At 56.2% G+C, this 18,800-nt stretch carries 18 protein-coding genes and 1 pseudogene; 11 read left to right on the top strand and 8 right to left on the bottom strand.

Going from position 1 to position 18,800, the window contains the following annotated elements; all coding sequences use genetic code 11:
* Positions 1–29: 29 nt before the first annotated feature.
* Positions 30–1,427 carry a sensor histidine kinase gene (locus ACUVSA_RS03875; protein WP_445893856.1) on the top strand — a complete coding sequence of 466 codons (1,398 nt, stop codon included), beginning with the start codon at positions 30–32 and terminating at the stop codon, positions 1,425–1,427.
* 131 nt (positions 1,428–1,558) lie between these two features.
* On the opposite strand, the gene ACUVSA_RS03870 is transcribed toward ACUVSA_RS03875, so the two are convergent.
* From ACUVSA_RS03870 to ACUVSA_RS03850, 5 genes are all read right to left on the bottom strand, one after another.
* A complete protein-coding gene (locus tag ACUVSA_RS03870; protein ID WP_445893855.1) occupies positions 1,559–2,401 on the bottom strand; it encodes a hypothetical protein in 843 nt (280 codons plus the stop codon).
* A 115-nt stretch (positions 2,402–2,516) separates the two neighbouring features.
* Positions 2,517–3,305, bottom strand: coding sequence for a hypothetical protein (locus tag ACUVSA_RS03865; protein WP_445893854.1), 789 nt, complete (start codon positions 3,303–3,305; stop codon positions 2,517–2,519).
* Positions 3,203–4,066, bottom strand: coding sequence for a hypothetical protein (locus tag ACUVSA_RS03860; RefSeq protein WP_445893853.1), 864 nt, complete (start codon positions 4,064–4,066; stop codon positions 3,203–3,205). The genes ACUVSA_RS03865 and ACUVSA_RS03860 overlap by 103 nt, the downstream gene beginning before the upstream one ends.
* An 11-nt stretch (positions 4,067–4,077) precedes the next feature.
* Positions 4,078–5,010: a hypothetical protein gene (locus tag ACUVSA_RS03855; protein ID WP_445893852.1), complete on the bottom strand. Its 933-nt coding sequence runs from the start codon at positions 5,008–5,010 to the stop codon at positions 4,078–4,080.
* Positions 5,007–6,263: a hypothetical protein gene (locus ACUVSA_RS03850; RefSeq protein WP_445893851.1), complete on the bottom strand. Its 1,257-nt coding sequence runs from the start codon at positions 6,261–6,263 to the stop codon at positions 5,007–5,009. The genes ACUVSA_RS03855 and ACUVSA_RS03850 overlap by 4 nt, the downstream gene beginning before the upstream one ends.
* A gap of 163 nt (positions 6,264–6,426) precedes the next feature.
* Here ACUVSA_RS03850 and ACUVSA_RS03845 point away from each other — a divergent pair, with 163 nt between their 5' ends.
* Entirely contained in the window at positions 6,427–6,855 is a 429-nt protein-coding gene (locus tag ACUVSA_RS03845; RefSeq protein ID WP_445893850.1) for a phosphatidylglycerophosphatase A family protein, read from the top strand.
* Here the strand turns inward: ACUVSA_RS03845 and ACUVSA_RS03840 are convergent.
* Positions 6,813–7,121 (bottom strand): VanZ family protein, encoded by a 309-nt coding sequence (locus ACUVSA_RS03840; protein WP_445893849.1) that lies wholly within the window; start codon positions 7,119–7,121, stop codon positions 6,813–6,815. The two genes, ACUVSA_RS03845 and ACUVSA_RS03840, sit on opposite strands and share 43 nt — an antisense overlap.
* Positions 7,003–7,482, bottom strand: coding sequence for a hypothetical protein (locus ACUVSA_RS03835; protein WP_445893890.1), 480 nt, complete (start codon positions 7,480–7,482; stop codon positions 7,003–7,005). Before ACUVSA_RS03835 ends, ACUVSA_RS03840 begins: the two co-directional genes overlap by 119 nt.
* 403 nt (positions 7,483–7,885) lie before the next feature.
* On the opposite strand from ACUVSA_RS03835, the gene ACUVSA_RS03830 reads away from it, so the two are divergent.
* The 9 genes from ACUVSA_RS03830 to ACUVSA_RS03790 all read left to right on the top strand — a co-directional run bounded on the left by ACUVSA_RS03830 (position 7,886) and on the right by ACUVSA_RS03790 (position 18,229).
* Positions 7,886–8,971 carry a S1C family serine protease gene (locus ACUVSA_RS03830; RefSeq protein ID WP_445893848.1) on the top strand — a complete coding sequence of 362 codons (1,086 nt, stop codon included), beginning with the start codon at positions 7,886–7,888 and terminating at the stop codon, positions 8,969–8,971.
* Between the two features lie 127 nt (positions 8,972–9,098).
* Entirely contained in the window at positions 9,099–9,878 is a 780-nt protein-coding gene (locus tag ACUVSA_RS03825) for an enoyl-CoA hydratase/isomerase family protein (RefSeq protein ID WP_445893847.1), read from the top strand.
* A 168-nt stretch (positions 9,879–10,046) separates the two neighbouring features.
* Positions 10,047–11,705 (top strand): 2,3-bisphosphoglycerate-independent phosphoglycerate mutase, encoded by a 1,659-nt coding sequence (gpmI, locus tag ACUVSA_RS03820; protein ID WP_445893846.1) that lies wholly within the window; start codon positions 10,047–10,049, stop codon positions 11,703–11,705.
* A 100-nt stretch (positions 11,706–11,805) separates the two neighbouring features.
* On the top strand, positions 11,806–13,992 hold the full coding sequence (gene malQ / locus ACUVSA_RS03815) for a 4-alpha-glucanotransferase (protein WP_445893889.1): 2,187 nt from the start codon (positions 11,806–11,808) through the stop codon (positions 13,990–13,992).
* Positions 13,993–14,292: 300 nt separating this feature from the next.
* Positions 14,293–14,874 (top strand): hypothetical protein, encoded by a 582-nt coding sequence (locus ACUVSA_RS03810; protein ID WP_445893845.1) that lies wholly within the window; start codon positions 14,293–14,295, stop codon positions 14,872–14,874.
* A 133-nt stretch (positions 14,875–15,007) separates the two neighbouring features.
* Entirely contained in the window at positions 15,008–15,871 is an 864-nt protein-coding gene (locus ACUVSA_RS03805; protein ID WP_445893844.1) for a hypothetical protein, read from the top strand.
* 200 nt (positions 15,872–16,071) lie between these two features.
* A complete protein-coding gene (locus ACUVSA_RS03800) occupies positions 16,072–16,332 on the top strand; it encodes a hypothetical protein (protein ID WP_445893843.1) in 261 nt (86 codons plus the stop codon).
* Positions 16,310–17,413, top strand: coding sequence for an AAA family ATPase (locus tag ACUVSA_RS03795; protein WP_445893842.1), 1,104 nt, complete (start codon positions 16,310–16,312; stop codon positions 17,411–17,413). Before ACUVSA_RS03800 ends, ACUVSA_RS03795 begins: the two co-directional genes overlap by 23 nt.
* Positions 17,414–17,455: 42 nt before the next feature.
* Positions 17,456–18,229: a hypothetical protein gene (locus ACUVSA_RS03790; protein WP_445893841.1), complete on the top strand. Its 774-nt coding sequence runs from the start codon at positions 17,456–17,458 to the stop codon at positions 18,227–18,229.
* Positions 18,230–18,301: 72 nt separating this feature from the next.
* Here the strand turns inward: ACUVSA_RS03790 and ACUVSA_RS03785 are convergent.
* A pseudogene (locus ACUVSA_RS03785) lies at positions 18,302–18,693 on the bottom strand (secondary thiamine-phosphate synthase enzyme YjbQ).
* Between the last annotated feature and the right edge of the window lie 107 nt (positions 18,694–18,800).

The following is an 18,800-nucleotide window of genomic DNA, read 5'->3' as shown; positions in this document are numbered from 1 at the left end:
GGCGGCACAAAAAGGGAGCGGCAAAAACAATGGACAGGGAAGCCCTTGAGCACATGGCGGCTCGGGTTCGCGAAAAAAAGGCGGCCTATGAGCGCTACAACTTTGAACGGCTTCAGGAAGAGGCCTTTGCCACCTTTTTTGACCTGGCCCAAGAATACACCAGCCTGGAAAACCTCTACCTCATCTGCGTCACGGTGCCTAAAGAGTTCTTTGGCCTCGAGAGCCGTCTCTACGTCCTGGACCATAAGACGGGTCGGCCGGAACAGGTCTGTACCAGCACGGACGGTGTGGTGCGCGCCCACGATGCGTCCCAAACTCTGCCGGTGCTGTCCGAAAAAATTACGGAAACAGCCCATTCCTATATTCTTCCCATACGAGGCAACGTCGCGCTGACCCAGTGGCTTCCCTTTGCCAGCCAGAGCCCCATTCTGGGACTCTTTGAAATCTACCCCAAAGAACTGGTCGATGAAAAAAGTCTTTTTTTTCTGGAAAAATTCAGCAACCGCATCGGGTATAATCTCCATCAAAAACTTCTGCTTCAACAAAATATTCAACACATCAAGTTTATCAATCAACTGGTTGCCGATATAGAACATAACGTTATATCTCCTAATCTATATTACAAGCTGTTCTTGATTCGGCTTAAGAAAAGTATTGATGACTACAAAAAAATTCAGGAAGAACTTAGCGATCTCATCATGTTCACGCAGACTCAGGACAGTAACCTCTGTCGAGAGTTATGCGAGTTGTATCACCACTTGGCCACCCGCAACGACGCGATGGAAGAGGATTATCAGTCCCTAAAGAAGCATTACGAGCACACCAGCCTTTTTTTGGAAACCTTGTTGCGGCGCGATCATTTTGAAAAAGGCACGTATGTTTTGCGGCGTCAGTCTTGCAATTTTCGAACGGAGATCATTCAGCCCATTTTGGAGCGCTATAAGCCTGTGTTGGCCAAGGCGGGCATTCAGGTGGACAATCGGCTGGAGGATATACCGGACGAAGAAGTGACGCTTTTCGTGGACAAAGGGCTGATTTCGCAAGTCTTTGACAATCTTTTTTCCAACGCCGTCAAGTACACGCGTGAGGTGGAAGATGCGCGGGGGCAGAAGATCAAATTTATTTCGTATCATCGCAAGATTCTGAAGAATTACTTCGGAGAGGGGGTGCATGGGGTTCAATTCAACATTTTTACCACCGGGCAACCCCTCTCCACGGAAGAGGCCCAAAGGCTTTTTGATGAAGGGTTTCGCGCTGCCAATGTGGGTCGAGAAAAAGGCACCGGCCACGGTTTGCATTTTGTCAAAAACGTGGTGGAAATCCATGGTGGCGAAGTGGGGTGCGAACCCAAAAAGTACGGTAACATCATCTATTTTATTCTTCCCATCAAGGAACCCCAGCACGTTTCTGCACCTGAGAGCCGGTAAGCCGCATGGCCGAGAAGAAATCAGCCCTGGACGGCCGCGCACGCAAGCGTTGAGGACCCCATGCAAATGATGAGTCCTTTCCTGTGCCGCCATAACGGCAGGAAGATGGGGGACCGTCGGGGAAGACGGGGCTAGAGCGAGGAACCCTGCAGTTGGGTATCGACGTACGAAGCGATCATGGCTTCGTATTCTTTGCCCACGTAGTGACGGAATCGAAAAAGTTGCGTTTTGACCGAATTCCAGTAAGCCATTAGCGCTTCTCGGTCTTTAAGTGCGTAAACTTTTTCCGCCACATTCGTGAGAAATTCGTCACGAAGCCGGCTTCGATGGTGATCCAGCAGGTCTTCAATGAGGGAATGATCCTCTTCGGACAGAACGGCCCGGGAGAGGGATTCGGACAAGCGTGTACGAAAGAGGTCCAGTTCGTCGAAGAATCTGAGGCGGGCCAGAGCGTTTTGAATGCCGTGAAGCAGTTCACGGCTGATTTCTTCCATACGCCGGTGGTAGACGACTTTAATGTGTTCCATCAGTTCCGGCGTCACGAAGGGAAGGAGGTGAAGTTTCTTGATTTGTTCCCGGTTAACTTGGCGCAGGTCTTCATGGGTTTCGGCTGCCGAGATGGCGTGTAGAACAGCTTCAATCTGCAGGTTTTCTCGGAGGCGCAATCGAACCCCGGGCCCAAAGGGGCTGGTTTCGACCATGAGAAAGCTCTGGACGGTGCCCCAGGGTTCCTGGCCGAAGATCCAGGAAAACGGGTCGTGCAGGGCAAGATCGTGCAGGACCTCTTCCAGGATTTCGTGGCGATGGCGGACAATACGGCTCAAGGGGCGAAAACTCACGAGACCATTCCGAGGCACACCGGCCAAGTGGCGATGGTAGGCGATGAGGCCCAGGGCCAGCAGCTTTAGGCAGGCTTGGATGGAAAGAAATGGAGGAAAATTTTGAAAGTCGTAGATGCGAAGAGCACCCCCCAAAAGGGTCCAGGCTATAGAGAAGGTAGGTTCGAAGGGATGAATCCATGCCTTGGACCACCCGAAGGATCTCCATGGCTTTCGTCACGTTGTGGTTGAAGTGTTGTAACCCGACGCTTCATAGTCCCTTTTGGTGGTGAATGAAAGCGACGGGCACGTTCATGGAAGCCAGCTGCAGGTCGTGAAAATCCACCCACGGAATGCCCATGAGGCGCAAGAGCCGCTCAAAAGCTTCGATCTGGCGTCCGCGCCACAGCAGCGCGTCGTCTGCATCGCTTTCCTGTGGATAGATTCGGGCAAGGTCTTGAGCCGGGGGCGTCAAAGGCAACAGTTGCAGAGCGGGATCCGATCCTTGGAAAGACGCCTGCCCCAGGTGGCGCATTTTCTCGCGACAGTACGCACGCCAGGAACCAGCCGTCTTGATCACATGGAGGCATCCGTGGCGGTATTCCAAGAAAAGGTCCAAAAGATCTTCCGTCATGAGCCCCTCTTCCACGGAAGCGGCCGCCAAGATGGCGTGCAAGACAAAGGTGTCCAGCAGATCCTGATCGTTGGCTCGGGTCAGAGGCTCAATGGCGGTGATGGGTTCCGAGCATTGAATGACATGGCCGATGAGGCCGTGGTGGCGAATGAGTTCCAGTGTGAGGTCTTGCAGGTCCTTGGAAAGGCCGTATTGGCTTAGAGTCCGGCTCTGTTGCAGAATGCGGGCGCTGCGCTCGGCGTGGGTCCAGATGCGTTCGAAAATTTTCGATTCTTCTGTGAAGGTTTCCAGTTTACCGAGATCCTGAAAAAGCAAGGCCAGCGTCAAGGCTTGGGTGAGAGCCGGCCGTTCCTGGTCGATGCGTTCCAGAAAGTGTTCGAGGATTTCCAGCTGGTGATGTTTGGCCCCGATGTCATCCGCCGCCAAGGGACCGAATTCGTGCGTGGCCATTGGTAATAGATGGTGAGATCCTGAAAATTTTCTCTGTCTTTGAGAATCAGGGCTTGAAATTTTTCAAGGCAGCGCATGATGTACGAGCCTACCGACTGGCGCTTTCGGGAGGGTCGGTTTTCGATGAGTTGCCCCAGGCGATGCAAGTCGGGCATGACAAACCGCAGCACATTGGGGCAGTGTTCCACCAGCAGACGGACCGTATCGAAGATTTCCTTCGGGACGAGGATTTGAGATAGAAAAACGTGCCGAATGCGGTTTTCCACGCTGGAGAGCCGCAACCCCATGAGGGACGGGCTGGGAGGCCCTTCCTGGTGCACATCGGCTCCACTTCCCCCTTCCTCATAAAGGTATTGCTTGTAACTGGAGATGTCCGAAAAGAGCTGTTCTAGCTGAGTGACCTCCTGCAGACTCATCTCCTTAAGGTTGCAGGACTCAAACTTCGTCAAGAGCTTTTCGATGAGTTCCAGGTTCTCCTGCACGTCCACATAGGAAACGTCGATGGACTTGGTGGCGGCGTTGTAGGTCAGTCGTAGGCCCGAGTTGTGCAAAATCGGGTTTCCTTTGAGCAGGGTTTTTCTAAGGTCGTCCAATTCTTTCCAAGGCATGGTTTCCACGGGCAGGTTTTCCAAAGCTTGTCGAATCTTTTCCAGGCGAAGGGCCTTTTTTTCAGGGGCCACGGCGGCCAGCAGTGGATTGAAATTGATGATGCGATGGGGGCTCACTTGTACCGTCACCCAAAGGAGTTTCAAGCCGCATTCCGGGCCCAGGGAAGGAAAGAGATGGCCTGTGCCGTGAAATTCCGTTTGCTGAAACTGGCGAAAGAAAAAGGTTGCCGGGGTATAGAACTGTCGTGAAGGCGGGATCGAAAGCGATCGACCATGTGGGCCAGTTGCAGCACCTGGTCAACCTGACGGATCTTGTCCGGATCGTAGTCGCAGAGCACTTCCCGTTCAAAGGAACCTTTGTCCAGAAATTCATGCCAGGTATTGAGGAAGTCGAAGAGGTTAAAGAATTTGAGCATTTCCCGCAGGGCCTTGTATTGCACACCGCCCATTTCACTGATGCGTTGGTCTTCCAGGGTGTCCCAGTCCATCTGCGGGTTCGTGGCCACGCGCACGGCATCGTGATAGATGCGAAACACCTCGTCGATCTGGACGGGGGTCAGAGGATGCCCGAAGGAAGCGGCAATCTCGGCGACGCTCATCAGCCGGCAGATGCGCAGTTTGTCCACGACGGTGTCCACTTGGGCGTCGACGGCCGCATCGGTGAGGGGTTTGAGGTTGCTGGCGGGCATTTTGCCGAGCACGATGCGGCTCATGGCGCTGTGCCCCGTGACGATAAGAACCATCTCTGTGAGTTGGGCGGGCGTGAACCCGTGCAGCGAGAGCTTTTCCAGATTTTCCAATAGAGGTGTCGAAGGGCCTTCAAGGTGGTCCGGGTTAAGGGTTTCTTCCACGGCCAACAGTTTGTCCAGCTGCCGCATTAGTTGTCGAACGGGCAAGAAAGCCTGCTCACTCAATTCCTTGCGCCGAAAAGGGTTGATCAAGCGGTCCCGTTCCACCTCCCCCACCTGGTCAAGCTGGCCGTCGCGAATCTGAATGAGCGCTCGCAAAACGTCGGCCACATAACGAAAGGAATTGCGATAGGATGCCGTCAATGTGGCATGGCATCCCATCATGCCGCTTTTCTTGGCACTTTCTTCGACTTCCTGGCGAGACACGGAAAGGGGACGCGGCATGCCGGTGAACACGCCGACATTCTTCGGCCAGGCCTCTTCATGCACGCGCAACCGGTTGAGCCAACCTGGGGAAGGCATCCAGGTGGTGATGGCATCCAGGAGGCGCATGTCAAAATAGGGGGCGAAGGCTTTTTCCCAGGGCATGCCCCCCCCTTTCGATAGGGGAACGGCAGGGGGTGACTCAGGTGCGGCAAGCGGTCGATGTCCGTTAAGGAAAGATCAAGGGGGTGCGGCACGCCGAGCGTTTCCTGGGCGAAGTCGACGGTGATGGGATCATGGTGCACATAGAAATGAAAATCCAGGGGATGGACGGAAACGGGATGCTCCCGTGAACTATAGCGTTGATGCGTCTTGAAAATGTGGGCAAAGAGCAAAAATTTCTTAAATTCTTCCTCCGAGAGGAATTCCACAGGGTAATGACCGGCGTCGGCCATACACCGTGGGCAGTCCGCAAGCACCAGAATCCTTCCGCCGGGTTCCAAAAGGTCGTAAATTTTTCCCGCCACATAGCCGGCGTACCGGAACAGGCGTCTCTTTTTACGCGCCGATTGTTGCGGCTTGGGAAGGGGTTGCCCGATGAGGTATTCGTAGGGGTCGCGAGGAAAGACAGCCACATCGAAAGAGCTGCGCCACGCCCGCAATTTTCGAATGTCATCAAGAATCGCAAGCCTGTGATTGGAAAGTCGAGCCGCCAGATCATGGGCAATCAGGTCTTTGCCGGTCGTAAAAAGGGCGACATCCAGGCGTTCCGACCTTGTGGCCCGCGCGTGGTCGGCGATCACCCTTTCCACCGCTTCAGCCTTGACGCGCACGTCCTGAACGGATTGGGCCACAAGGTTGATGGGAATAAGGTAGTAGCGTGTGCCCTGGTTGGAAAAGCGCATGAGAAGGCCCAGCTTTTTGTATATATTGTTCAGCCGATCCGCGTGGCGAATGATGCTCTGACGATCGTTCAAGTCGATGCGTTCGAGAAAGTCGTAGTCGTCGCCACTAAGCTTGTTTTGTTCCACCAGGCCAAAGCCGTAGGCGTTGCCGCCATAGCGGCTCATAAGAAATGACGGGTGATCATGGGCGGCAAAGGTTCCCATGGGAATGTCTTGCGGGTTGATGCCGTAAGAGGCATACTCGCTGGGATGAATGATTTGAAAAGTGGATTCAGGGGTCTTTGCCTCAGGGTGCCGGTTCTCGTTCATGAAAGACCTCGAAATGAAAAAGCCCTTGGCGCACGACATCTCTTTTTAGAACGTGCCCCAAGGCCGATCGTGGCGGTTTGGAATAGGGGGCTGGAAGATTTTGGCAAGGTGTTTGGCAGACACGCAACTTTCGAAGACGTCCTTCGCCCTGAGGATCGCTCGTTTGGGTTGCTTGGGCGAGGCCCCTTTGGCTCCAGGCACCGTAGCCACCGTAGGTGCAGGAATTCCTGGGGCATGGGTTTTGTCCATGTTGCCGCACGCGTGGGCGAGCCTGCTGCTTGGGCTCTTGTTTCTCGGGGCCTGCTGGGTTGCCGAAGAAGCGGAAAAGAGCCTGGGCCGCAAGGATCCTCGAGAAGTGGTGATCGATGAGCTGATCGGGTTCCTGTTCACCACGCTGGGTATGCCGGTCACAGCCCTGACAATGGCTTATGCCGTCTTGTACTTTCGCGCCATGGATATCCTTAAGCCCTGGCCGGTCTGTGCCTTGGATCGGCAACTGAAGGGGGGCTTGGGCATTGTGGCCGATGATGTGGCCGCCGGACTCTATGCTCATGGGCTTCTCGCGGTGACACTAGCCTTTGTCCAATCCTGATCGGGTTCGTGTCGGCGGGCGGGATGCCACAAGGGCGCCCAATGGGACAAGGCCGTCACGGCAGCCATACCGGCACAAAGCCCGATGGCATCGAGAACCACATCCCACACGCTGCAGAACCTTCCAGGAACCCAGCTCTGATGCCATTCATCGCTCAGGGCAAAAAGAATGCCGGGCAAAAAAAACCCACCCTCCAAAGGCCAAGGAACCGCGCCGTGCACGCACCGGAAGGCAAAACCAACCCCACAACATGGCCAAACAGGCATATTCCACGGGATGAAAGAGATTCGCCGAGACGGGAAGTCGAACGCCGGTCAATGGTTGATGAGACATGGCGGCGATAAAGAAGGCGTAAAGAACGTCTGGAACGAGGCGCATCCAATACGTTTGATGAGCTTTCTGGTTGTGGGTGTGTGCCCAAAGACAAAATCCCAGCCCCAGAGCCAGGGCCGACAAGGGCACTAGCCGCTCCAAATGATGCGGATCGAAAAACCCTTTGATCAGCATCCCTGCCGCAAGATGCAGGGCGAAGACGGCGGCCATGAGGTTCCATGGACAGGCGGTTTGCATCCAGCGCATTGCTGCGCGGAAAAAATGGATGGCGACCCTTGAGGCGGATCGGAACATGCAACCCTTTGCCGTTTGCTTAAGAGCGGGGTTTTTGTTAGCTTGCAAGAGAATTCGTGGCACAGGACAGTCTCCCTTACAAACTGCACACTCCAAAGAATACCTTTCTCGGCACAAGGGAGCAAAGGGTTTTATGACGGCCTCAAGAAGCCCGTACGAGAACACCTGCAGGAGGAGCGCCGCAAGCGGCGATGCCTGATCGCGCCTTGCGGCGCTCCTACAGAATGCAGCAAAACGACCCCCAAAAGCTATTCTCGGACAGGCTCTTAGAATGCAGTCGAGGGATTCCATGGAGCGTGAACTTCGGAGTGCTCGAGGGCTTTGAGAAGCGAATTTGCGAAGGGGCAGGCTTCCGCTGGGACAATGAAAGCTAAAGCGCCCCAGGCACTGGAGGTGGACAGGGATGCGACAGCGACTTTGGAAGGCGTGGGTTGTGGGGCTGAGCGTGATGGTGGTGATCCCTCACATGGCTTGGAGCCTTACAGAAGACGAAAAGAACAACATCGAACTGTATGAAAGGCTTTCTCGAGGTGTGGTGAACATCACGAGCACCGTACTCGAACGGGACTTTTTTTTCAATATCGTGCCCCGCCAAGGGGCAGGGTCCGGCTCGGTGATCGATGAAAAAGGCTATATTCTTACCAACCATCATGTCATTGAGGATGCGAGAAAGCTGGAAGTCACTCTTTATAGCGGCAAGAAATACGCCGCCAAATTCATCGGGTCCGACCCCAACAGCGACGTCGCCGTCTTGAAAATCGATGCGCCCAAGAAGGATTTGACCGTCATTCCCATGGGCACTTCCAAGGATCTAAAGGTGGGACAGAAAGTCTTGGCTATCGGGAACCCCTTTGGGTTGGGGCAAACCCTCACTACGGGGGTTGTCAGTTCCGTTGGAAGAACCCTGAGGGCGCCAGGCGGTGCACTGGTGGAGGACATCATTCAAACGGACGCCTCCATCAATCCCGGGAATTCGGGTGGCCCGCTCATCGACTCTTCGGGATTCATGATCGGTGTGAATACGGCGATCTTCAGCCCCATAGGCGCTAATGTGGGAATAGGTTTCGCCATCCCCATCGATACGGTGAAACAGGTGGTTCGAGAACTCATCGACAAGGGCTACTACAGTTACCCGTGGATTGGAGCCACCCTCATGACACTCTTTCCCGATTTCGCCGAAGCCCTAAAGCTCAGGGTGTTCCGGGGGGCCATGATTGTGGAGCTGGTGTCCGGCGGTCCGGCGGATAAGGCAGGTCTGCGGGGCGGAAAGACTCGAGTCCAGGTGGGGAATACCATTATTGTTGTTGGTGGCGACATCATTGTGAGCATAGAGGGGCAAGCGGTGGAAAGCACGGAAGATTTCATGAGGATTTTGCGGCGCTATCGGCCAGGGGACAAGGTGGCCTTGGATGTGGTCCATTGGGAAGGCGACCGAGACCGCGTCACCGTGGTGCTGGGAGAAAGACCTCGAGGGTATGGGATGAGGTAGGGGGTCTCGGCTGCGGTCTAGAAAAAGCGGATGGGTGGACAACGGTCGACACCGGGCACCCACTGAAGGCGAAGGAATGCTCAGGGGTTTTGAGAGCATTGTTCAACGCAAGAGGGAGGAGACGACCATGACCTACGAGACCCTAGTGGTGGACATCCGTTCGGATTACGTGGCGACCATCACCCTAAATCGACCCAATCAACTAAATACTTTCACGACACCGCTGGCCGAAGAGTTGACCCGGTCTTTGAAGACATTGGACGCTGACCCCGCGGTGCGTGTGGTGGTGATCAAGGGTGCGGGCAAGCACTTTTGCGCCGGCATTGATGTCAGTGAGTTGAGCGGCAAGTCGCCCATGGAACTGCGGGCATGGATTCAGCGTATGGAGACCCCTTTGGTGACCATCAGCGAGATGAACAAGCCTGTGATCGCGCAAGTGCACGGCGTGGCCGCGGCCAACGGCGCGGGCCTTGTCGCGGCGTGTGACTTGGCCATAGCTGCGGAAACGGCTCGATTAGGGCTGACGGCCATCAACGTGGGTTTGAACTGTGTGGGCCCCGTGATTCCTGTGTCCAAATCCGTCGGGAGGAAAACGGCGCTGGAAATGCTCCTCTATGGAGAGCTGCTGGATGCCAGGGAAGCCCTGGCGCGAGGGCTCGTCAATCGAGTTGTGCCCCCGGAGGAGTTGGATAAGGCCGCCCACGATTGGGCGGCTGTATTGGCGCAAAAAAGTCCCATTGCGGTGCAGATTGCCAAGAGAGGTTTTTACACGGCCGCAGACATGGAATACCACAAAGCATTTGAGTACATGAACGAGGTGTTTGCTCGGTTGTGCACCACGGAAGATACCAAAGAAGGCGTCAAGGCCTTTTTGGAAAAGCGCGCGCCGGTGTGGAAGGAGCGGTAGCGGCGATCCGGGGAGGCGGCGTGAGGAAGCGTCGCCAGCCGCGTAAGCGTTCTGCGTCCACGGGGCTCGACCAGAGTGAGCAAGGTCAGGCCGCACCGTAAAGTCGTAAGGGCCGTAAAGTTGCTGGGAATGGGGTGCCGTGAGGCACCCAACGTGAGGAAGGAGCCCATGAAAGCGAAGCATCTTTTGCCGAGGAACGGTCCTCGCCCTCTGGTGTTGGTCATTATGGACGGCATCGCCTGCGCGTCCCACACAGAAGGCAACGCTGTGGCCAATGCTTATACCCCTCACCTGGACTGGCTTTTGGCCCACTGTCCTTACACGTTGCTCAAAGCCCATGGAACCGCCGTGGGACTGCCCAGTGACGAGGACATGGGCAATTCGGAAGTGGGCCATAATGCCATGGGGGCGGGCAGAGTTTATGCTCAGGGGGCTCGGTTGGTGAATGAAGCTCTGGCCACAGGACGGCTGTTTCAGGGCAAGACCTGGCAAAGGCTGATGAATTATTGTCGAGAAAACCATGGCACGCTTCACTTTATCGGGCTCTTTTCCGACGGCAACGTGCACAGTCATTTGGACCATTTAAAAAGAATGCTGGAACAGGCCGCCTTTGTGGAAAAGATTCCCCGCAGCCGGTTGCACATTCTTCTGGACGGACGTGATGTCGGTGAAACCTCGGCGCTGGAATATGTGGTGCCTTTTGAGGCCTTTCTTGAGGCCTTGCGCCGAGAAGCCGGTGTGGACTACCGTATCGCCAGCGGGGGCGGTCGCATGGTGATCACCATGGACCGATATGAGGCCAACTGGGACATGGTGGCTCGAGGCTGGAAGACCCATGTGGCCGGGGAAGGCCGTTTTTTTGCCTCGGCCGTGGAAGCCATCGAAACCTATCGCAAGGAAATCCCCGGCGTCATCGACCAGGACCTACCGCCTTTCGTTATTGCGGATGCCCATGGGCCCATCGGACCCATAAGGGACGGCGATGCGGTGATTTTCTTCAATTTTCGAGGGGACAGGGCCATTGAAATCAGCAGGGCCTTTGAAGAAGGGGATTTTGACAAGTTTCCTCGAGAGCCTTACCCCATGGTGGCCTACGCGGGCATGATGGAATACGATGGAGACTTACATATTCCCAAGAGTTATCTCGTAGAACCGCCGCACATTGAGCAAACGGTCAGTGAATTTCTCTGCGCCGAGGGGTTCAAGCAGCTGGCGATCAGTGAAACACAAAAATTCGGGCATGTGACCTATTTTTGGAATGGAAACCGTTCGGGAAAGTTCAATGAAGCCTTGGAAACGTATGTGGAAATTCCCTCAGAACGCGTGCCTTTTGAACAGAGACCCTGGATGAAGGCGGCGGAGATCACCGACCGAGTGGTCCAGGACATCGCGTCCAAAAGCTATGATTTCCTGCGCCTGAACTTTGCCAACGGCGACATGGTGGGCCATACGGGCGTGTATCAAGCGGCAATCGTGGCCGTAGAAACGGTGGACCTCTGTCTCGGTAGGATCATCAAGGCAGTGCAGGAGGCTCAAGGCCTTCTTTTGGTCACAGCTGATCACGGCAATGCCGACGAGATGTATGAAATCGATAAGAAGACGGGCCGAGTCAAGCGCCATCTCAATGGGGAACCCAAAGCCAAAACGGCGCATACTCTGAACCCTGTCTGGTTCATCGTCTACAGTGGGTCTCCAGGGGTGAAGATGCGGTTTGACCCCAACGTGAAAGACCCAGGACTCACCAATATCGCAGCCACACTGATGCAGCTTCTGGGAGTGAACCCTCCGGATTTGTACGATCCACCGCTGCTGCTCTGTGAGTCTTGATGCGCAAGACCCGTAGGACGAGACAGTGGTCCCATGGACATGGCGAACGGAGGAGCTTTTGGAAAAGACGCTGAGGGGCGATCGAGCGCTCTTGAGACGCGTGGCCGCGCTGTGCGGGATTGAACCGCGCTATGAAGACGGGTGGGGCCAGCGCCATGACGTGAATGAGGAGACGCTCGAGGCCCTCCTTGCAGCTCTTGGCTATCCGGCGCAGAGCCCAAATGACCTGCTGGACGTCTTGGATGACCTTTGTGAAAGGGCCTGCCGGGCCGTGGTGGATCCCGTGCAGGTTGTATCCGAGGGAATACACCCCGTGGTCGTTGGCCTCACTGTTCCGGAATCCTTGGCTTATGGTCGATATCGATGGCACCTTCGGCGTGAAGATGGATCGGAAGCTCAGGGGGAGGGATTCCTTTCGGCAGTGTCCAGCGTGGAGGACCGGGGATTCTTGGGAAAGCCATGTCTTCGGCGCCTTCTGTATCTTTGGGAACCCGTGGCCTGCGGGTATCATGACCTGGAGGTGCACCTGCATGGGCCTCGTGGGGAGGTAACGGCGCGGCAGCGCCTGATCATCGTCCCGCGCCGGGCCTACCTGCCGGAAGCCTTGCGAGGGGACGGAAAGGTGTGGGGCATTACTGGGCAGCTTTACAGTGTGCGCTCAGCAAGAAACTGGGGAATTGGTTCCTTTTCCGATCTGAAGACGCTTATCGATTGGGCGGCCGACCTTGGTGCCTCCTTTGTGGGCATCAATCCTCTGTGCCTCTTGTTTCCGGAAGATCCGTCCAAGGTGAGTCCTTACGGGCCGTCCAGCCGCCGATACCTGCAGCCTTGGTATATCGACGTAGAAGCCGTTCCGGAATTTGCGGAATGCGAAGAGGTGCGCCGCTGGTGCGGGCAAAGGGACTTTCAGGAGGCGTGCCGTGCGGCCCGGGACTCGTCGCTGGTGGACTACGGGCGTGTGTGGGCTTTGCAACGCGAAGCTTTGCAGAGGCTCTTTCAACATTTTTGTGAGCATCATCTGAGAAGGGGATCTGAGCGGGCCCGAAGTTTTCAGGGCTTTGTGAGCCAGGGAGGGCAGGATCTGGAAGACTACGGCGTCTTTCACGCTCTGGACGCCCATTTTCGAAGGATCAACGCCGCCGTGTGGGGATGGACTCTTTGGCCGAAGGCATATCAAGACAAGACAAGCACGGCGGTGCGACGGTTTGCGTTGGAACACCGAGACGCCGTAACCCTTCATCAATACGTGGCGTGGATCGCTCGAGAGCAGCTGGCAGCCTGCGGGCATCGGTCATGGGAGAGGGGTTTGGCCGTTGGGATTTATGGAGATCTGCCCGTGGGTGTGGACCCGGCCGGGCTGGACACCTGGCTGGATCCTCACGTGTATGCCCTGAATGTGCGTCTGGGAGCGCCGCCGGACGCCTTCAACCCCGTAGGACAAGAATGGGGCGTTTGCCCCATGGTGCCGCAAAGGCTCAGGGACGAGGCTTATGAACCCTTTGTGGCCATGGTGCGCGCCAACATGAGGGAATTCGGCGCTCTGCGCATAGATCATGTCATGGGGCTGATGCGGCAGTTTTGGATTCCGGCAGGAAAAGACGCGCGCTTCGGAGCCTATGTGCGCTATCCATTGGAAGATCTGCTGGGCATTGTGCTTTTGGAGAGCGAGAGAAATCAGTGCCTCATTGTGGGTGAGGATCTGGGAACCGTGCCGCAACGGATTCGAGAGGCCATGGCCGAGCGTGGTCTTTTTGGTTGTCGGCTGTGTTTGTTTGAAAGAAGCGAAGACGGATCGTTTCCTTCACCGCAGGACTACCCTTTATATTCCATGGTCTCTTTTGCCACCCATGATCTTCCCACTTTGGAAGGCTTTTGGCAGGGAACGGACTTACGGCTTCGAAGGCGTCTTCAGCTCTACCCTAGTCCTCAGGTTCGCAAGGGGTTGGCGCGACGACGGGTCGCGGATAAAAAGGCGTTGCGTGTTCTTTTGCGTTCCTGGGGACATCAGGAAGAACCTCTTTGCATGTCAAAGGAAAGGGCGGCGAAGGAACACTGCCGTGCTCATTCACGAGCGGCGGCGCTTTATCGTTATCTGGCAGCCTGCGGATCAAAACTCTTGGCCGTGTCTTTGGAAGATCTCTCCGGCATGACCGAGCAGGTCAATGTGCCGGGAACGGTCCATGAACACCCCAACTGGCGTCGAAAATTGCCTTTCCCGATGAAAACCCTGCAAAATCACCCGCGGGTTCGAGCTATTGTCTCGGCCGTTGACGAGCACAGACCGTGAGCGCTTAAAAACCTGGGCGCTCTACGAACACTCCGTTCGGATGCGGCCGTCTTGTCCCTTTTTTCTGAAGCGCAGCTTGAGAGCTTGTCGGAGAATGGCTTTTTGGGGCTCTTCTTGTTGCATTCAGCAGGAGCGGCGCACGGCACGATAAGGCATGGCGGCTTGCGGCGTTCCTACTGAAGGTGTTTTTGGACGAGCTTCCAGAGAGCCTCCAGAGAGTGTTTCGGACGGCTCGGCCTTTTGACTTCTGAAAAATCCATGTCTCAATATTAAAAAATTCCCACAAACTTGAGGTGCGTTATGAAGCTTCACCTGGAGGAAGACAAGGATAGGGCATCGCGCAAACTTCCGGTGCCGCTGGTGGTGGAGGTGCTTCCGGGTCAGGCGGCCGAAGGCCTTTTGGAACTGTTTGAGCCGGGAACCTACGAAGGCCGAACCTTGCAAGAGCTTGTGCATGCCGTGCTGTCGCGTCAGGATCTTTCGGTGGAGGAACGAGAAATTCTGGAGGAAATCGTGTTTCAGATGGAAAACGGTGTGCTGTTGTGCGCCGGGCGGCCTGCGGAAGGTGATCCCTTGGAAAGAGCGCGAGTGGAGGAGACGGAGGAAGGCGAAAAATATTATTACGTGGCCGTAAGGGCCCTGAGGCCTCAAGAAGGGGGAGCCCCAAAGGGTGAAGCGACCGGGAATGGCCGCCGGCGGACCACTCGAGGGGCGCGCTTTTTCGACAACATTGAGGTTGCTCTCTTGGACCGGGAACGGATGTTCCTTCCCTGTCCCATGGATCCACAGATTTTTGAAGAGCTGACCGCGTTTGAGCCATCCTCCGGGGCTGCCGAACAGGGGGGGCGACCTTGCCTTCGGGCCGCGGATGATCTGGCATGAAGGCACCGTCTACGTGGAGACTGTGCCCTAGGCGGATGTGGTGCGACACGCTCTTGAGCTTTTTCCTCACTTGGCCTGAAAGCGACGTAGGGCATGGTTTCGAGACCTGCGCACGACTCAAAGGCCAGGGGTCTTGAGTTTCGATGCCCAGCATATGCAGATGCTCCTTTTTGAAGTGCTTCCCCGGTTCGTGCGGGTCCCGTCCAACATCAAGTCGGCGCGAAACAGGGCGGCGGCCCTGGCGGCCTGGTTGGCGCAAAAGGTGCCCGTGCCGACGCGATACTTTCGGTGGGCCGAGGAGATGGGGGCTCTCCATGAAGTTGTGAAGGCGCGGACGACGTGGGCCCCCGAAAACGTCATGGAGGAGGACTCAGGGCAAAGGGTTTCAGTGCATGAATTGATGGAAGCTGTGGAGGCGGCATTGACCAGGCAGTGGGAAGAAATGGTCCTTGCCCAGCACAGCCGGATTCGAGAGAGCATGCGTTTGTTTGCCCATTTGCCTGTGCCGGCGCGGGCTTTGATCTTGTATGTGTTGACTCAGGGGGCGCTGGAAGTCCAAGGATTTGGTTTTTTTCATAGACCCTTTGATGGAGCATTAGTGGTCTACCAAAGGACGGGCCGCTACGCCCTCATGGATTATTACCAGCGGCTCTACCTTTTTGCGGACTGCCGCGTGGCGGTGTCCACCATGGACTTGTGGCCTGTCGTGGTGGAAAAATACAAGCATCCGCTACTTCCGCGCCATCAGCCGTGGCAGAGGATTTGCCTCGGGCGTTCGCCGCGGGGACGAACGTTCAGCGCACCAGACATCTTTCGGTCCATCGAGGACGGACTCAACGCCCTGTATCACGGCTACGACGCCAGAAAAAGAAACGGCTATCACAGTCTGGATCGGCTGAGCGGCATGGAGCGCGAGATTCATTTCGACGATCTGAGGGTTTCTGCGCAAGATGCACGGCTCTTGGAAAACATTCCCGTCACCAACGCCTGGGCCTAGGCACAAGAGAGATCGGATCAAGCAACACAGGGCTCGGGAGACAGGGCCGACGGCCTTTGAACCGAACAGCTTCACAAGGCTGGTGAGGATCCTGGAACGCGACCACCTGCGCCCGGAAAGATCTTTTGCTCGCGCTGGATTAAGAACCCGTGGATCACACGGTGGCCCAGGCTTTTAGGCAGGGCGAGATACGAAAAAACATGGCGGACGGTGCGCTGTTTGCCCTTGTGGATCCGCACAGCTTTCTTTGTGTCATGGAACTGCTGAAGCGCATCGACAGCCCATACCTTCCATGGGCAGCCTCGCGCGCGGACCTTCTGCTGAGCCGTCCGCTTTATGCCCTGAAATCCACCATACCGACGGCAAGACTTTCTCGACACAGTTTTGCGTTCCTTTACCGCTACTATGCCGGGAAGTGCCGAGGCAAGGAGATGCGTGATGGCGGAACCCCTGGCTCCTGAAAGTCGATGGAAAATCCAGGAAAAGATGGATGGTGTGCGGGACCGCAAGACTTTGCAAACCGTGGAGCACATCACCCGCTTTGACAAGACGCCGTCGCAATTAAAGGCGGAAATGGATCGCTTTGTCATCGGACAGGAGCGGGGCAAGAAGATTCTGGCCACGGCCATCGCTTATCACTACCGGCGACTGGGCACGGCCCTTCGGGACGCGGCGAGCCAGGAGGGTGGTGATGTGGAAAAGGCCCTGCAAAGGGTCAAAACGCCCAAAGCCAACATTTTGATTGTGGGCCCGACCGGCTGCGGCAAGACCTACTCGTGTGAAGTGGCGTCTCGATTGGTGGGTGTGCCCTTTGTGGTGGAAGACCTCACCAAATTCAGCGAGACCGGCTATGTGGGGCAAAGCGCCTCGGACATTTTGGTGGACCTTTTGGTTTCGGGAGGTGGGCACACTTTGACGGCGCAAACCGGGATGGTGTACCTGGACGAGATCGACAAAATCGCCTCAGAAAAGACGCTGACAAAGGATGTTTCGGGTAAGGGCGTGCAAAAGGGCCTCCTCAAGATTCTTGAAGGCATGGAAAACACCATTGAATGGGGCAGAGACCGCCTGACTTTGTCCACGCGCCATGTGCTGTTCATTGCCGGTGGAGCTTTTGAGGGTTTGGAAGAGATCGTGCGGCAACGCATGGAACGACAGGGGCTGAAGGGTTTGTGGCGCGAGTATTTATTGCCGGACGATTTGGTTCGCTACGGCATGGAGAGGCAGCTCATGGCCCGATTGCCTGTGCGCGTGGTGTTCAATTCGCTGACCACGTCGAACTTAAAGGATATTCTCATGAAAAGCGAGGACAGTCCCCTGCAGGCTTTTGTACAGGATTTTGAAGCGTGGGGGATTCGGTTGCGATTGACGGATGAAGCGGTACTAGAAGTGGCGCGACGCGCCGAGCAGGAAGGGGTGGGAGCACGGGGACTCACCAGCATTTTGCATCGAGTGCTTCTGGATCCTTTGTTTTCCTTGCCGGGAACACACACGGGGGACTACGAGGTGAACGCCATGCACGTCAAGGCAGCCTTGACTTGAGGAAGGACCGGGGGGATGCGCCTCAAGAAGCTCTCCAATCTCATGAGGTCTGCCTTACTGGAAGTGCCGTTGGGCAGCCTGCCGGATTGCGTGCACATGACCGGGTATGCGCGAGACAAGGCTTTCGCCGTTTCCGCAGTGGTGCGGGAACTTTTCGGGGAAAGTTATGAATGGTACGGGTTGACCTTGGGTGAAGAAGCACGTCCCGAAGTCATCACGGACATCGGGCTGCCTCGCAATGCCGCCAATCTGCTGCAGTACACGCGTTTGGAGACGGGGGATCTGCTCGCTTTTCAGGAAGAGCTGGGCGCGGGCCGGCTCATCAACGGTTGGATTCATTCCCACGGAGACCTTCAATACCATGGATTTTCTCCCGTGGACGAAGCCAATCATCGCACGGTACTTGAATATGTGGCCTTAAGGGTGCGGCGCCCCGTGGTGAAAAGGGAAATCCGCATTGAAGGCCTCACGGTCCTCGAGGATACAGTCTGGGACCCGGAGCAGCTCAAGGAAGGGCAGGTGACGGTGTTGACCGACGGTCCTGCGAGGAGAGCCCGCATCCTTGAGACGGTGTACGGCTCCTTTTGTTTTGCCGTGGTCATCGGCGATGGGGGATGGATGCAGTCTCGAATCGTGACCAAGAGGCGCGGGATTCTGACGGGACTGACGCTGTACGGAAACACAGAAGCACCGCTTGAAGTGCTGGAACCCATGCGAGAGCTCACGGCCCTCGAAAGGGACAACCTGAGGCAAGAGGTGCAACGAAAGATTCGCCCGGCCGGCTCAGATCCTCCCGAGCACCTGGAAAGGCTCTGATGGGTTGGTGAGGACCCTGGGCTGAAAAAAATAGCGCGCCGGAAAGGCCACGTTCGGGGTCCATGGGCGCTGTCAAATGCCGAGGATCTTGATAAGGACGCGCTTACGCCGGCGTCCGTCAAATTCGCCGTAAAAGATTTGTTCCCATGGGTCCAAGTCCAGACGACGGCCGGTGATGGCCACCAGCACTTCTCGGCCCATGATCTGGCGCTTGAGGTGGGCGTGCCGTTGTCTTCGCCGGTGCGGTTGTGTCGGTAGCGACTCACGGGTTCATGGGGAGCGAGTTGTTCCAGCCATTGCTCGTAGTCCTGGTGCAGGCCGGGCTCGTCGTTGTTGATGAAGACCGAGGCGGTGATATGCATGGCGTTGACCAGTGCCAAACCTTCCTGAACGCCGCTGGCCCGAACAGCCTCTTCCACTTGGGGTGTAATGTTCACAAAACCTCTTCGGGACGGGACGTGCATCCAGAGTTCCTGGCGATGGCTCTTCATGGTATGGACCCTCCTGGGCAATGGGTTGTCGAGGACGGATGGGGCTCATCGCATCCCCAAGACGCTAGCATGGAACCCGA

Source organism: Desulfosoma sp., assembly GCF_052743555.1.
Note: the sequence above shows the minus strand (reverse complement) of the source record. Positions and strands in the feature narration are given on the sequence as shown.

Excerpts from the sequence above, each read along its gene's own strand:
- ACUVSA_RS03875 (WP_445893856.1), top strand. The coding sequence starts at position 30 with ATGGACAGGGAAGCCCTTGAGCACATGGCGGCTCGGGTTCGCGAAAAA.
- ACUVSA_RS03855 (WP_445893852.1), bottom strand. The coding sequence starts at position 5,010 with ATGATGGGATGCCATGCCACATTGACGGCATCCTATCGCAATTCCTTT.
- ACUVSA_RS03850 (WP_445893851.1), bottom strand. The coding sequence starts at position 6,263 with ATGAACGAGAACCGGCACCCTGAGGCAAAGACCCCTGAATCCACTTTT.
- ACUVSA_RS03840 (WP_445893849.1), bottom strand. The coding sequence starts at position 7,121 with ATGCCTGTTTGGCCATGTTGTGGGGTTGGTTTTGCCTTCCGGTGCGTG.
- ACUVSA_RS03835 (WP_445893890.1), bottom strand. The coding sequence starts at position 7,482 with ATGTTCCGATCCGCCTCAAGGGTCGCCATCCATTTTTTCCGCGCAGCA.
- ACUVSA_RS03830 (WP_445893848.1), top strand. The coding sequence starts at position 7,886 with ATGCGACAGCGACTTTGGAAGGCGTGGGTTGTGGGGCTGAGCGTGATG.
- ACUVSA_RS03825 (WP_445893847.1), top strand. The coding sequence starts at position 9,099 with ATGACCTACGAGACCCTAGTGGTGGACATCCGTTCGGATTACGTGGCG.
- gpmI (WP_445893846.1), top strand. The coding sequence starts at position 10,047 with ATGAAAGCGAAGCATCTTTTGCCGAGGAACGGTCCTCGCCCTCTGGTG.
- ACUVSA_RS03810 (WP_445893845.1), top strand. The coding sequence starts at position 14,293 with ATGAAGCTTCACCTGGAGGAAGACAAGGATAGGGCATCGCGCAAACTT.
- ACUVSA_RS03800 (WP_445893843.1), top strand. The coding sequence starts at position 16,072 with ATGGCGGACGGTGCGCTGTTTGCCCTTGTGGATCCGCACAGCTTTCTT.
- ACUVSA_RS03795 (WP_445893842.1), top strand. The coding sequence starts at position 16,310 with ATGGCGGAACCCCTGGCTCCTGAAAGTCGATGGAAAATCCAGGAAAAG.
- ACUVSA_RS03790 (WP_445893841.1), top strand. The coding sequence starts at position 17,456 with ATGAGGTCTGCCTTACTGGAAGTGCCGTTGGGCAGCCTGCCGGATTGC.